Below are 13,161 nucleotides of genomic sequence, written 5' to 3' on the forward strand. Positions count from 1 at the left end.
TGGCTATGCGCCCTATAAGGATGCTTATTTTATCATTTTAATCTTTTCTCAATTTCAAGTGTCGGGAAATAATCACCAAACTCATTTGTTTCCTTTTCATTACGATTCATACTAATACTTCCTATATTATCATATGTAACATTTAATATTTGCCAACCTTTATGGTTTAATAACTCATCTGATAATTGGCTGTATCCATTAACTGCCATATCCTTAGCAGAAAATAATTCGTTGGATGCTAATACAATAGTTGCTTTTATTTCACCATTTTCAACAGAAACGTTATTTAATTTGTCATTTCCTCCAAGAGAATACTGCCCAATAATTTCTTTCACTTTATCAACTGTAATTTGCTCTTGTGATTGTTCTGCTTCTGCTGCTTTTGCATCCGCTTTAGCTTTAGCGGCTGCCTCTGCTTCTTGTTTTGCTTTTTCTGCCGCTAAACGTTTCTCTTCAGCTTCTTTTTGCTTCTGCTCATCTTGCATTTTAAACCATGGAGCTGCTTCATCTACTTTCGCTTGTAAATCTTTATTTTTTATTTCAAGGCTCGCTACGGTTTCTGTTTTAACAGACAGTTGTTTTTTTAATTCATCTACTCTAGCATTCGCATCATCAATTTGCCCTTGCGAAGGACCAACTGCAGCTCCAATACTAAGAGCAATCAATGCTGTTATTACATATTTCCATCTCTTTTTCAAAAATCCTAAAACCACTTTCAACTTGTAACTCCTCCTAAAGTATTTTCATATGATGTCAGCCTAATTTTACCAGAATAACATAAAAAAAGAACTAGACTTTTTTATTTCCCTCCAAAATATAGCCCGATTGTTGGATAGAATGACTTCCATTTTTTAACGACTTTATTGTAAATGAAACAATTTTTTGTCACTTTACACGTGTAATACAATTAGCGTGTACAAAATTAACCCTATAAAATAAATACGTCTCACCTTCCATTCCTTTCTTATTTCCTAACATTAGGTCAACATACATTTTTTAGAAATAGACGGACAAAATATATGTGTTTAAAAAAGGAGGATGCTTTATGGAAGATTATGAACGAATCATTTTAGATGTGAACGGAAAAGAAATCGAAATGTTAAATACAATTCGCTCACACTTTAAAGAAAAGCATGGGGTTGAACTAAGTCACGGAGCGCTACTTCGAGATTTGATGGATATTGAGTATATTCGAATTACGGAAGATCGACATAAGTATGATTAATCGATGGATAATTAAGCCTAGAACATATTGTTCTAGGCTTAATTATATTCACATGTAAAATGTTATAATTAGGAAAAACATGTATGGAGGATGCTCTACTATGAAATCTGAAAATATCTCAAAACACTTTCACACATTACATGTACAAAGAAACCAATTCCTTCCTAAACTTCATTCACTTTCACAAGAGCAACTATGGTATAAGAAAGAAGACACAAAATGGTCTATTGGTGAGCACTTTTATCACTTATATTTAATTGCAAGGATGCTAAAAGTAGCGATTAAATTCTCTTTCGCTCTTATCCCCTATGCCAAACTAAGAAGAAATACCCCATTTGAAACTGAAATACATGACATTTATGCCGAATATAAAGAAAAGCATGGAAAAGGGATGAAAGCCCCTTGGATTTTAATCCCTTCAAAAAAAGTCTATTACGCTATGAATGTAAACGAATTAGAAGAATTACTTTCACGTGAAACAGATGAAATAAAAAAACTAGTTCAAAATATAGAAGAAAATATTGCAGGACATATCGTATTTTTAGATCCAATTGCTCACTATCCTAACCTTATTCAATCTATTCAACTATTAGTGATTCATGAGAAGCATCATTTTATCATTATGAAAAATGACTATAAAACGCTCGATGCACCTCTAAAAATATAAAAGACTGCTAATATTACTTTTTAGCAGTCTCTCTTATCTATTTAAGTTCCTGATGCTTCCCACCCATACCACCTGGCGCATTGCTATCCTGGTGTACAGTTAGTTCATTTGTTTTAGCATCTTTCGAAACTCTATATGTATACGATTCATTTGGTTCATCTTTAAACTGTACATTCATACCGTAAGAACCGATTTTACTATAAAAGGCCGGTTTTATGTATGAAATATCACTTTCTTTATATCCTTTTTCTTGCAGATGCCACATCGTTGCAATAATCGCTTCTTCTCGCTTCTCTTGTTCACCAACAATCATATATTTGTCCAAAAGAAATACTTTAACATTTGCAAGTAAGCTAATTAATAGTACAACGATAAATATTGTTCTTTTCATAGATTCCCCTCAATTATTATTTTTTACTATATCATAACTTGAATACTAAAAAAAAAGAAAGTACGCCACCCTTTAACAGAATGGCGTACTTTCCAACTTAATTTTTAATAACCTCTTTAGTTAAACTCTTCGCTTTCTCCAAAGCTTTTTCAATTTGTTCAAAGCCTGTTCCACCAGCACTGTTACGGCGCTTTACAGCTGCATATGGTGAAAGAACCTCATATAAATCTTCTTCAAATAACGGACTCATTTCTTTATATGTTTCAAGTGGTACATCTAATAAATAGATTCCTTTTTGTGTGCAATGTAGAACTAACTTCCCAACAATTTCATGAGCTTGACGGAATGGCAGTCCCTTGCTTGCTAAATAGTCAGCAATTTCTGTTGCGTTAGAGAAATCTTGCGTCACAGCTTGCCCCATTTTTTCTTTGTTTACAGTCATCGTTTCAAGCATGCCCGCCATAATATGAAGGCATCCTTCTACTGTTTTCACTGTATCAAACATTCCTTCTTTATCTTCTTGTAAGTCTTTATTGTAAGCAAGCGGCAATCCTTTCATTACAGTAAGTAAGCTAAATAAATTGCCATATACTCTGCCTGTTTTACCGCGAATGAGCTCAGCCATATCGGGATTTTTCTTTTGCGGCATAATGCTACTTCCTGTCGCGTATTGATCACTCATTTCAATAAATTGAAACTCTTGACTACTCCATAAAATAAGTTCTTCACAAAAGCGTGATAAGTGCATCATGAGCATAGATGAGTTACTTAAAAACTCCAGTATGAAATCACGATCACTTACCGCATCTAAACTATTTTCATAGATTCCATTAAATCCAAGAAGCTCCGCACTATATTCTCGGTCAATCGGGAATGTTGTACCAGCTAGCGCTCCTGCTCCTAATGGTGAAATGTTAATACGCTTTAACGAATCTTCATAACGATTCACATCGCGCTCTAACATCCAAAAGTAAGCAAGGATATGGTGCGCAAATGAAATCGGCTGGGCACGCTGTAAGTGCGTATAGCCAGGCATAATTGTTTCAATGTTATTTTCCGCTTGATGAACAAGAACAGTTTGCAATTGTTTGGTAGCTTTTATAATATGTTCTACTTTTTCTTTTAAATATAAGTGCATATCTGTCGCTACTTGATCGTTACGGCTTCGGCCTGTATGAAGTTTCCCTCCTACTTCGCCAATTTGTTCAATTAACATTTTTTCAATGTTTAAATGAATATCTTCTGCTTCTACCGAGAATTGAAGCTTATTCTCTTTTGCTTCTTTTAATAAATACTGAAGCCCTATCTTTATTCTCTCTGCTTCTTCTTTCGTAACGATGCCTTGTTTTGCTAGCATTGTTACGTGTGCAATACTCCCATTTATATCTTGATTTACTAATTGTTGATCGAAGGAGATGGATGCTCCAAACTCTTCAACCCATGCTTCCGCTTCTTCTGTAAAACGTCCGCCCCAAAGTTTGCTCACGCTTCCACCTTCTTTTGATTCACTTGACTATATACTTTCGTAGGTAAACCGAATAATGAAATGAATCCAACTGCTGCATCATGATTAAATTCATCATCGACAGTATACGTTGCTAATTTTTCATCGTATAAAGAGTATTCAGACTTACGCCCTTCTACAATTGCATGACCTTTAAATAATTTCACACGCACTGTACCTGTTACATGTTTTTGCGTTTCTTGTAAGAAAGCATTGAGTGCTTGTTTTAAAGGTGAGAACCATAAGCCGTTATAAATTAATTCTGTTAGTTTTTGCTCAATCATCGGTTTGAAATGAGCAACCTCTTTCACAAGTGTTAAATCTTCAAGTTCTTTATGCGCTGTTATTAATGTCATTGCTGCTGGGCATTCATATACTTCACGAGATTTAATACCAACAAGGCGATTTTCTACATGGTCGATACGTCCCACGCCATGTTTGCCAGCAAGTGCATTTAACGTTTTAATTAATTCAGAAAGCGAATATGCAGTGCCGTTTAAAGTCGTCGGTACTCCTGCTTCAAATCCAATTTCTACAAACTCTGGTTTATTTGGTGTATCTTCTAATGCCAATGTCATCTCGTATGCATCTTCTGGCGGCGCTGCCCATGGATCTTCTAAAATTCCACATTCGTTGCTGCGTCCCCATAAGTTTTGGTCGATTGAAAATGGGCTATCTAAATTAATCGGAATTGGTACATCGTTTTCTTTTGCATATGCAATTTCTTCTTCACGTGACCATTTCCATTCACGCACAGGCGCAATCACTTCTAAGTAAGGATTTAATGCTTGAATAGAAACCTCGAAACGAACTTGGTCATTCCCTTTCCCTGTACATCCGTGTGCAACTGCAGTTGCACCTTCTTGTTCTGCGATTTCTACTAATTTCTTCGCAATAAGTGGACGAGATAATGCAGAAACGAGAGGATATTTCCCTTCATACAACGTATGGGCCTGTAATGCCATCAATGCATATTCATTCGCGAATTCTTCTTGAACATCAATCATATACGATTTAATTGCTCCTACTGAAAGTGCTTTTTCTTTTACAAATGCTAAGTCTTTACCTTCCCCTAAATCTAAACAAAGCGCGATAATATCATAATTCTTCTCTTGTAACCATTTAATTGCAACGGAAGTATCAAGACCTCCGGAATATGCTAACACAACTTTTTTCTTCTCCATTTTGCATCCCCCTAAAGAATAAATATTCATTTTCTTTTATAATAATTCAAACTTTAACACCTTTTATAAAATGTATCAAGGGGCATTTTCAATTTTTTTCAAACAATTTCGTCGAACTTCTTTCTGTTTTTATGTACAATATAAGCAGGAAAATGGGGGTGAACTTATGGAAAAGTATTTCTTATACGATGAACATCTAGAAATTGAAATTCCGCATTTACAAGAAGACTGGGAAGACATCCCCGAAAAAATGCAACATGCTATTTTACTAAAATGGGAACAAGTTCGCGGGAAAATTCCTGATCGCATAAAAGAACTCGAACACTATATTAATGCAAAACAACATCATTTAAATAACGAGGAAGACTTCGAAATTTCTTGCAAACTTAATTCAGAAATTGCCGATCTCGCTTCCATCATTAATGATCTTTGGCTTTGGTATCGACTTACTCAAAATGTATCTGAGGGAAAAGCACACCAATGAAAAAAGCATGCCCCTCAATTACTTTGGGTCATGCTTTTTTGTCGTAACACGATTTACAATATATTTCTTGCGCTGTTTTTGCTAAACATACATCAAACGGGCCAACTAATATACTTCTTTCTTTCGGCAACTTCACAAAAGCAACAAGCTCTTCTTCGTATTCAATCTTTTTCTGACATGAAACACATTTTAATTCTTTTCTTTTAAACATGTCTTTTAGCATATCTCCACTCTCCCTTTCATCTATCTATATCAATATAATCTCATAACAATTAGAATTTGTAAAAAAATGACACATCCCAAAATGAATTATTCATATACTATGTACAAAAGGAGGCCTCAAACTTATGCGAGCTTTCATTATTATCGCTTTAACTTTTTTAAGTGTGATTAGCTGGGATGCATTTTTTAAAGATAAAAGTGATAAGAACAATACCACTGAATAAAGACCCATCTTTTCTTACTTATTGGACAAACTTTAAAAACTGTCCAATCTTACGGAATAGCTTAGGCTTTTCTACAAAAATATTTAAACATAACAATTTTTGTAGATTCCCTCCGTTTATTGTCGGTTTCCATCCGCATACATTTTTTGAAAGTATGATATAATAATATAAATCTTGAAGGAAGGGATTTTGATATCATGATCGCTCGAAGGAGCATGTGGCATCGTATTGACGAATCATACACGTAGCGTATTTTTCAGCTCAGATACTTTAGTCTAGCGAAAAAAATACGAGAGTGGGGAAATTATGATTGCCCGAAGGATAATTTGGCAAAAAAAAGACTCTTCTTACACATAGCGTTTTGTTTAGGACTTAATTGTTACTAGCTAAACAAAACAAAGAAGAGCAGGATTGCTAAATGACGAATCCTACTCCACGTTTTGTTTAGTCGTTTTAAGACTTAAACTAAAACGAAGGTAGGGAGAATTGATGGACGAGAGGATTATTCGTTATTTCTTCAGCGACATATAGCGTAGTTAGTTTTTTCGTAAACTAACTGAAAGCTACATGTGAGCTCGTAGTTAGTTTACAACACAAAAAAGGACTACTAACTACGGAAAGAAGGAATAACGATGAGGAACATCCAAAGTCGACAAATTATTAAAGAAGTTTTTATGGTTTTAATCGGTTCATTTATTTTAGCAGCAGCGCTATATCACATTCACTTCCAAAACCACTTAACAGAAGGTGGCTTTGTAGGTATTGCACTATTCATCCAAAATTTTTATGATATTTCACCATCTATTTCAACTGTAATAATGGATATCCCTATTATTTTACTATGCGCTTCATTTTTAGGTAAAAAAATGGTTGGCTATTCATTCTTAGGTTCAATTTCATTCGGAGTATTTTATTCCCTTATGGAAAATTATTCTCCTTTTACGGTAGACTTATCAAATAATTTATTTATAGCTGCAATAGTTGGCGGTGCTTTAGCTGGTATTGGACTCGGTTTTATATTGCGATTTGGCGGTGCAACCGGTGGAGACGACATTTTAACAATTGTATTAAGTAAACGAACTCGTTTTACAATTGGGCAAATTTTCTTCGTCTTTGACGCGATTGTTCTTGCGCTTTCATTATATTATTTAAATTGGACAGAAATCGCTTTTACTATTCTTTCGATTGCCGTACAGGCAAAAACATTGGATTTAATTTACTATCCAAAAGCAGAAAAGCAACCAGTATCTATTCCAATGTCCAAAAAACATGCGACAAACTAAAAAGCGAAAGGCTTCGGCCTCTCGCTTTTTTTCATGCTCTCTTTTCTTTTTCTAATATGTAGCGTACTTGATAAAACTTATTTGCAAATTCAGTAACATTCCTCGTTAAGCGATAGTTCACTGTAGAGCCAATTGCCATTCCGAGTACAGGAATACCTTGGAGTAATTTACGACGAAGAGCATAAATCGAAAATGTCTTCAAAATTTGTTTTAACACAACCTCCGTAGAAGCTGGCTTTAACACTTCTTCGTCTCCTTCATAAAAGAATGAATCTTCTTGCTCGAGTTCTCTCAGTAAATTGTACCATGCATATTGCTGAAGTCTTGCTGGTAATAATGCTGCATGGAATACTTTCAACGCGAGCATCATTTCATACGGCTTGTTCACATCATGCCCAAATGATGTCGCAATAAGTTGTACAGCCTTCACATTTAACGCAATCATAACCGGAAAATCAGCTGTTAATAATAATAGACCGCCAGCACCTGTTGCCCCGCCTTGTACGAATGAATATAGACGATGACGTGCTGTTTGCTGCTCTGCTATGTATGTTAATTGATCAATAGATAACGCCTTCAAATCTTCAAGTTGCTCAATTGATTCATCAAATAATCTCGATGTTCCTAAAATACGATTACGTGCATCTAACTGTGATTGCGAACTTTGAATGAGTGCATGCAAATGAAAGAGCCATCCATCTGCTTTCGCAAAGAAATCTTTTCGTTTTTTCTCAGGCAGTTTCGTAATTGTAGTATGCAACCACTTATCAAACATTTTTTGAAAATCAGTCGCTTCTTGCTCTACTAATTGCCCTTCCCACTCTTTTATATTTTCTAAAATGGCTTGTTCTCGCTTCGATCGCATCGCAACAACCACCTCGTTCGATTTTTTTCTATTGTAACATATTTCCGCTTATTCTTTACAATTAGCTCAACCAATTGAATAAAAAGGTGATTTTCTCCATATTTCAAATTATAATTATCCACATATTAATGAATAAGGGGCGATCACATACATGTATCCACGTGCAAAGGCCTTCGGTATTGTAATACGAGATAATTTCCTTCTCGTACAAGAGTATAGCACGGCCGATGAAACATATTACCGACCTCTTGGTGGATCAATTGAACTCGGAGAAAAATCGGCTGAAACAGTCATTCGGGAGTTTAAAGAGGAACTTCATACAGAAGTGGAAATTATCGATTATTTAGGTTGCTTGGAAAACATTTTTCATGCAGATGATGAAATTGCTCATGAGATTATTCAACTATATACAATCCACCTTTTAAATACATCACTACATACAACAGAAATACTCCCCATATATGATGAACAAACATCTTCCTATGCAAAATGGATCCCCATCACTGCATTCATTCAAAAGGAAAAAGTACTATATCCGGATGGAATCATAAAGTTTATCCAAAAGAAAAAAGACGAAATCCTTTAGGATCTCGTCTTTTTCATGCATATATTAACCAATGTTTCCAAGACGTAATACGTCACGAGCAATCATAACTTCTTCGTCAGTTGGAATTACGATAATTTTTACTGGAGAGTGTGGGAAGCTGATGAATGCTTCTTCACCAAAGATGTTATTGCGTTTTGCATCGAAGTATACGCCCATGTACTCAAGGCCTTCTAATACGCGCTCACGAATAACTGCACTGTTCTCACCGATACCAGCTGTGAAGATGATTGCGTCAACACCTTTCATACGAGCTGTGTAAGAACCGATGTATTTGTGAATACGGCTTACGAATACGTCAAGTGCTACTTTCGCACGGTGGTCGCCTTCTTCTTCTTTCGCAATGATATCACGTAGGTCACTAGAGTAACCAGTAAGACCTAACATACCACTCTTCTTGTTTAATACGTTAATTACTTCTTCTACCGTTTGGCCTGTTTTTTCCATGACATATGGAATTAACGCAGGGTCAACGTTACCAGAACGTGTACCCATTGTTACACCAGCAAGTGGAGTGAAGCCCATAGAAGTATCGATAGACTTACCGCCTTCTACTGCTGTGATACTTGCACCATTACCTAAGTGACAAGAAAGTAAACGTAAGCTTTCAAGTGGACGACCTAATAATTCAGCTGCACGCTGTGTTACATATTTATGAGAAGTTCCGTGGAAACCGTATTTACGGATGCCGAATTTCTCATAGTACTCATATGGTAAGCTGTATAGGAATGCAGATTCCGGCATTGTTTGATGGAATGCTGTATCGAATACTGCTACTGATGGTACGTTCGGAAGTACTGCTTGAAACGCTTTAATACCAACAACGTGTGCTGGATTATGAAGTGGTGCTAATTCGCTTAAATTTTCGATCTCTGCTAATACTTCATCAGTAATTAAAGCAGAATCATCAAATTTTTCGCCGCCGTGTACAACGCGGTGACCGATACCACTAATCTCATCAAGAGATTTCAAAATTCCATTTGCAGTTAATTTGTTAAGTAACATATTAACTGCTACTCCATGATCTGGGATACTTGTTACTTCTGTTTGTTTTTCACCGTTCACAGTAATTGTGAAGATACTATCTTCTAAACCGATACGTTCTACTAAACCTTTTGTTAATACTGTTTCACTTGGCATTTCAAATAATTGGAATTTTAAGGAAGAGCTTCCTGCGTTAATCGCGATGATTTTTGACATCTAGTCTTTCGCCCCTTTTTTCTTGGTAGTTGTGTGGATCATTCCACAAACCGCTCGATTTTATCTAATTAAATTCACTCATAATGAAAACGTTTCATCATCAGTAAATTTTATACTCACGATTTTAATTTAAACATCGTACGACATATATTTCAAGTGAAAAAATTGTAACACCAAGAAAAAAAATATATTACAGATTTCAAAAAAATTCAGTTTAATCTTGTATATATTAAAAAATATTATATATCATATACAACTGTACTATATTAGATACTAACCCTGTTACATATATATTGTATTATTTATGTGTTGCAAACCAAGTATTTAATTGATCCATAATGTTCTCCATAGCCTTCATGTTAGAGAATTTAGGTAATTCCACTAGTAGTGCCTGTTTCGGCATTGTTACACCCTGGCCTTTCTTTTGGAGAACAAATATACTTTTTGCATTTTTCTCGTTTTTAAACATGGAAACAGGTAGCTGTAACAACCCTTGAATAAAGCATGTTTCTTTAATAAATGCATGTAGTTTTGGCGCTTGATCACTTTCAAAAATGAAGTTTGGTACTAAGTAGAATAAATACCCGCCTTCTTTCGTATGTTTCACACTTTGTTCAATAAACAAGTGATGCGCATATGACATTCCTTCGTCTGCTTTTAATGTATATTCACTTGCACCGATTTCATTTGGATAGTAACCAATTGGTAAATCTGAAACAACTGCATCAACTGGATCGATATAAAGTGGTGCTAGTCCATCTTGATGGAAGAATTCGATTGCATGCTTTTGTAAATTCGCATTTACTAAAGCAAGTTTGATTAACACTTCATCCACTTCTACACCAAATCCACTCATTGCTAGTCCTTCTTTGGCACTATTAAACACTGTAGTCATTAAGTTACCTGTTCCAATTGCAGGGTCTAAAACAGTAATTTCTTTTTGACCTTGCATAAATTTATGGAATAAGTAGCTCATGAACATTCCAACTGCATCAGGCGTCATTTCGTGATTCGCTTGCACGCCTTCTTTCATTCCTTTTAAAATGGCTAGCTGAAATGCTTTACGAATTTCTTCACCTTTATATGTTTCTTCATTAAACGTACTATATTCACGATTCAACCTTTCAATTGTTGATTCGGATAATTCCTCTTGTAAAATCGCTCCTTCAAACAAGTTATCACCTGTTTCTACAAGCGCCTCTAAATATGTTACATCTAATTCTTTACGTAAAACTACCGTAGAAGAATCAAAAATAGAAAATAATGTTTCTACTGCCTGACTCACGTACATTCCTCCTTCTCTCATTTACACATAACCTATATCATACCACAAAGTGATTTTTTCCAAAAAGAAAAAGCGACCTCTTCTAAAGAGCTCCCCTTCAAGTTGTTTATGATGTAACGTCTTTTCTCATATATTGGTCCTGTTAACAATATATGAGAAAAGACGACCTCTTCTAAAGTAAAACTTTAATTAGAGGTCGTCTTCTTTTACATTACTTCGCAGCTTTTGCTGCTTCTAATGCTGCTTCATAGTTTGGATGGCTTGTACCTTCGCTTACGTATTCTACGTAAACTACTTTGTCATTGCTATCTACTACGAATACTGCACGAGCAAGTAAACGAAGTTCTTTCATTACTAGGCCGTAAGCTTCACCGAATGAAAGGTCACGGTGGTCAGAAAGTGTCGCAACATTTTCTAAACCGTTAGCTGCACACCAGCGTTTTTGAGCGAATGGTAAATCAACGCTAATTGTTAATACTTTCGCATTCTCAATACCTGCTGCATCTTGGTTAAAACGACGAGTTTGTGCATCACATACACCTGTGTCGATTGAAGGTACAACACTAATTAATTTCACTTCACCTTTGTATGTTTCTAAACTTACTGGAGATAAGTCATTTGCTAATACTTGGAAGTTTGGCGCTTGGTCGCCAACTTTAACTTCTGTTCCAACTAAAGTAATTGGGTTACCTTTAAAAGTTACGTTTGCCACTTAAAAATCCTCCCTTATTTAAACAAAATATGTACAATGTAAATGATAGTTTGTCCCTATCGATAATGCAAATAAAATCGCTTCATTTACAAAAAAATAAAGAAGCTAATCCATTGATTAGCTTCTTTACTCATTAAATTTGAAATTCTGGATCATCTTCTTTTCGTTTATCCATCATTTCTTTCACTTTATCAACAGCTTGTGGCGCTAATTCAATTATTTTGTCAATAACATGTGTTTGTTTATCTAAATGTAAAACTTTCACACCTTCTCCATTTATAACGAGAAAGGCAACTGGATTAATGGAAACTCCACCACCGCTACCTCCTCCAAATGGATGACGACCAGAATGTTCTACTTTTCCAAATTCACTTCCACCAGCAGCAAATCCAAAACTTACTTTTGAAACGGTAAGAATTACACTTCCATCTGCCGCTTTAATTGGATCACCAACAATTGTATTTACATCAGTCATTTGTTTTAAATGCTGCATTGCGGTTGTCATTAAGCCTTGAATTGGATGGTCCATTCTATATCCCCCCTATGCTTGAACAGATTTATCTGCCATACCAGACTTTTGCTTTCTCATAAACATGAGTAGTTTTACCCCTGTTTTCACAGTACGAAATATATGAAAGGAAGCCGTTAATTCACATCTTGATGCAAATCCCTTCCCTTGAAAAACAGGTGTAATTTCAAATTCTGGTACGTCGACAATATGCATATATTGTCCTACAACTCCAGCAGCCATTCCTTTTGTCCCCCATGCATATCCAGTGACAATTCCAGTACTAGCTGCGTCGCCTGCTCCAATTTGCGAATGCCATTTCCAACCATTGATTTTCACTCGTTTGAGAAAATCTTTAAGAATAGTATGAACTTCTTGAAGCTTTTTTATCAGTTCTCCAATGCTATCAAGTTGTGCCATAATTTTATTATCTATTCCGCCATCTTTTTCAGCTTTTTCGATTTTTTGCCCTGTCTTTTTCTGCTGTTTCTCAATTCTTTCCAATACATCAAACGTATATCGAATCATCCATATTTTCACTTGAAATAAACACTGTTTTTCCATTTCTGAATATAAAAACGTCACCTTAAGCGATATTTTCGATAGTAGTATTAGCAAAATAAAAAGTAGAAGAATTATCATTCCAATTACGAGCCATTTCATTCGTACCATCCTTTCACTCCATACCCATTATCGACAAGTTTATTCATCATTAAACAACCTTTTATAAAATTGAATATAAAAATTTTTCTAAAAATAAAAAGGAATTTTGACATTTTATATCGAAATATACTATTTGAGCA

16 protein-coding genes are annotated in these 13,161 nt (G+C 35.2%); 5 read left to right on the forward strand and 11 right to left on the reverse strand.

Annotated features, from left to right (window positions below):
* Positions 1 to 32 precede the first annotated feature (32 nt).
* A complete protein-coding gene (locus tag ACTFQM_RS17950) occupies positions 33 to 719 on the reverse strand; it encodes a hypothetical protein (RefSeq protein WP_440035446.1) in 687 nt (228 codons plus the stop codon).
* 326 nt (positions 720 to 1,045) lie between these two features.
* Between ACTFQM_RS17950 and ACTFQM_RS17955 the strand changes: the two genes are divergently transcribed.
* Together ACTFQM_RS17955 and ACTFQM_RS17960 are read left to right on the forward strand one after the other, a co-directional pair.
* The gene (locus ACTFQM_RS17955; RefSeq protein ID WP_002173750.1) at positions 1,046 to 1,225 is read left to right on the forward strand and encodes a hypothetical protein; all 180 of its coding nucleotides are present in this window, start codon (positions 1,046 to 1,048) and stop codon (positions 1,223 to 1,225) included.
* A gap of 100 nt (positions 1,226 to 1,325) precedes the next feature.
* Positions 1,326 to 1,892: a DinB family protein gene (locus ACTFQM_RS17960; protein ID WP_440035448.1), complete on the forward strand. Its 567-nt coding sequence runs from the start codon at positions 1,326 to 1,328 to the stop codon at positions 1,890 to 1,892.
* Positions 1,893 to 1,929: 37 nt separating this feature from the next.
* On the opposite strand, the gene ACTFQM_RS17965 is transcribed toward ACTFQM_RS17960, so the two are convergent.
* From ACTFQM_RS17965 to ACTFQM_RS17975, 3 genes are all read right to left on the reverse strand, one after another.
* Entirely contained in the window at positions 1,930 to 2,283 is a 354-nt protein-coding gene (locus ACTFQM_RS17965; protein ID WP_327915970.1) for a DUF3139 domain-containing protein, read from the reverse strand.
* A gap of 97 nt (positions 2,284 to 2,380) precedes the next feature.
* Entirely contained in the window at positions 2,381 to 3,769 is a 1,389-nt protein-coding gene (gene argH, locus ACTFQM_RS17970) for an argininosuccinate lyase (RefSeq protein WP_002173753.1), read from the reverse strand.
* On the reverse strand, positions 3,766 to 4,971 hold the full coding sequence (locus ACTFQM_RS17975) for an argininosuccinate synthase (RefSeq protein ID WP_002173754.1): 1,206 nt from the start codon (positions 4,969 to 4,971) through the stop codon (positions 3,766 to 3,768). The genes argH and ACTFQM_RS17975 overlap by 4 nt, the downstream gene beginning before the upstream one ends.
* Positions 4,972 to 5,137: 166 nt before the next feature.
* On the opposite strand from ACTFQM_RS17975, the gene ACTFQM_RS17980 reads away from it, so the two are divergent.
* The gene (locus tag ACTFQM_RS17980) at positions 5,138 to 5,455 is read left to right on the forward strand and encodes a radical SAM protein (RefSeq protein ID WP_440035450.1); all 318 of its coding nucleotides are present in this window, start codon (positions 5,138 to 5,140) and stop codon (positions 5,453 to 5,455) included.
* A 28-nt stretch (positions 5,456 to 5,483) separates the two neighbouring features.
* Here ACTFQM_RS17980 and ACTFQM_RS17985 read toward each other — a convergent pair whose 3' ends face one another.
* On the reverse strand, positions 5,484 to 5,678 hold the full coding sequence (locus tag ACTFQM_RS17985; protein ID WP_440035452.1) for a hypothetical protein: 195 nt from the start codon (positions 5,676 to 5,678) through the stop codon (positions 5,484 to 5,486).
* Between the two features lie 855 nt (positions 5,679 to 6,533).
* Here ACTFQM_RS17985 and ACTFQM_RS17990 point away from each other — a divergent pair.
* The gene (locus ACTFQM_RS17990) at positions 6,534 to 7,184 is read left to right on the forward strand and encodes a YitT family protein (RefSeq protein ID WP_440035454.1); all 651 of its coding nucleotides are present in this window, start codon (positions 6,534 to 6,536) and stop codon (positions 7,182 to 7,184) included.
* A gap of 31 nt (positions 7,185 to 7,215) precedes the next feature.
* Here the strand turns inward: ACTFQM_RS17990 and ACTFQM_RS17995 are convergent, their stop codons facing one another.
* Positions 7,216 to 8,049, reverse strand: coding sequence for an EcsC family protein (locus ACTFQM_RS17995; protein ID WP_002173758.1), 834 nt, complete (start codon positions 8,047 to 8,049; stop codon positions 7,216 to 7,218).
* Positions 8,050 to 8,200: 151 nt separating this feature from the next.
* On the opposite strand from ACTFQM_RS17995, the gene ACTFQM_RS18000 reads away from it, so the two are divergent.
* Complete coding sequence (locus ACTFQM_RS18000; RefSeq protein WP_440035457.1) at positions 8,201 to 8,635, forward strand: NUDIX hydrolase; 435 nt, start codon at positions 8,201 to 8,203, stop codon at positions 8,633 to 8,635.
* A gap of 24 nt (positions 8,636 to 8,659) precedes the next feature.
* Here ACTFQM_RS18000 and ACTFQM_RS18005 read toward each other — a convergent pair whose 3' ends face one another.
* From ACTFQM_RS18005 to ACTFQM_RS18025, 5 genes are all read right to left on the reverse strand, one after another.
* The gene (locus tag ACTFQM_RS18005; protein WP_178938799.1) at positions 8,660 to 9,853 is read right to left on the reverse strand and encodes an acetate kinase; all 1,194 of its coding nucleotides are present in this window, start codon (positions 9,851 to 9,853) and stop codon (positions 8,660 to 8,662) included.
* A gap of 298 nt (positions 9,854 to 10,151) precedes the next feature.
* Complete coding sequence (locus tag ACTFQM_RS18010) at positions 10,152 to 11,138, reverse strand: class I SAM-dependent methyltransferase (protein ID WP_440035458.1); 987 nt, start codon at positions 11,136 to 11,138, stop codon at positions 10,152 to 10,154.
* A 211-nt stretch (positions 11,139 to 11,349) separates the two neighbouring features.
* On the reverse strand, positions 11,350 to 11,850 hold the full coding sequence (gene tpx / locus ACTFQM_RS18015) for a thiol peroxidase (protein ID WP_042980312.1): 501 nt from the start codon (positions 11,848 to 11,850) through the stop codon (positions 11,350 to 11,352).
* Positions 11,851 to 11,983: 133 nt separating this feature from the next.
* Complete coding sequence (gene ytfJ / locus ACTFQM_RS18020) at positions 11,984 to 12,379, reverse strand: GerW family sporulation protein (protein WP_000350005.1); 396 nt, start codon at positions 12,377 to 12,379, stop codon at positions 11,984 to 11,986.
* Positions 12,380 to 12,391: 12 nt separating this feature from the next.
* Entirely contained in the window at positions 12,392 to 13,030 is a 639-nt protein-coding gene (locus ACTFQM_RS18025; protein WP_440035460.1) for a DUF2953 domain-containing protein, read from the reverse strand.
* Positions 13,031 to 13,161 lie beyond the last annotated feature (131 nt).

The organism is Bacillus cereus group sp. MYBK30-2 (assembly GCF_051915945.1).
Taxonomy (GTDB): domain Bacteria; phylum Bacillota; class Bacilli; order Bacillales; family Bacillaceae_G; genus Bacillus_A; species Bacillus_A paramycoides.

Excerpts from the sequence above, each read along its gene's own strand:
- ACTFQM_RS17955 (WP_002173750.1), top strand. The coding sequence starts at position 1,046 with ATGGAAGATTATGAACGAATCATTTTAGATGTGAACGGAAAAGAAATC.
- ACTFQM_RS17960 (WP_440035448.1), top strand. The coding sequence starts at position 1,326 with ATGAAATCTGAAAATATCTCAAAACACTTTCACACATTACATGTACAA.
- ACTFQM_RS17965 (WP_327915970.1), bottom strand. The coding sequence starts at position 2,283 with ATGAAAAGAACAATATTTATCGTTGTACTATTAATTAGCTTACTTGCA.
- ACTFQM_RS17975 (WP_002173754.1), bottom strand. The coding sequence starts at position 4,971 with ATGGAGAAGAAAAAAGTTGTGTTAGCATATTCCGGAGGTCTTGATACT.
- ACTFQM_RS17980 (WP_440035450.1), top strand. The coding sequence starts at position 5,138 with ATGGAAAAGTATTTCTTATACGATGAACATCTAGAAATTGAAATTCCG.
- ACTFQM_RS17985 (WP_440035452.1), bottom strand. The coding sequence starts at position 5,678 with ATGCTAAAAGACATGTTTAAAAGAAAAGAATTAAAATGTGTTTCATGT.
- ACTFQM_RS17990 (WP_440035454.1), top strand. The coding sequence starts at position 6,534 with ATGAGGAACATCCAAAGTCGACAAATTATTAAAGAAGTTTTTATGGTT.
- ACTFQM_RS17995 (WP_002173758.1), bottom strand. The coding sequence starts at position 8,049 with ATGCGATCGAAGCGAGAACAAGCCATTTTAGAAAATATAAAAGAGTGG.
- ACTFQM_RS18000 (WP_440035457.1), top strand. The coding sequence starts at position 8,201 with ATGTATCCACGTGCAAAGGCCTTCGGTATTGTAATACGAGATAATTTC.
- ACTFQM_RS18005 (WP_178938799.1), bottom strand. The coding sequence starts at position 9,853 with ATGTCAAAAATCATCGCGATTAACGCAGGAAGCTCTTCCTTAAAATTC.
- ytfJ (WP_000350005.1), bottom strand. The coding sequence starts at position 12,379 with ATGGACCATCCAATTCAAGGCTTAATGACAACCGCAATGCAGCATTTA.
- ACTFQM_RS18025 (WP_440035460.1), bottom strand. The coding sequence starts at position 13,030 with ATGGTACGAATGAAATGGCTCGTAATTGGAATGATAATTCTTCTACTT.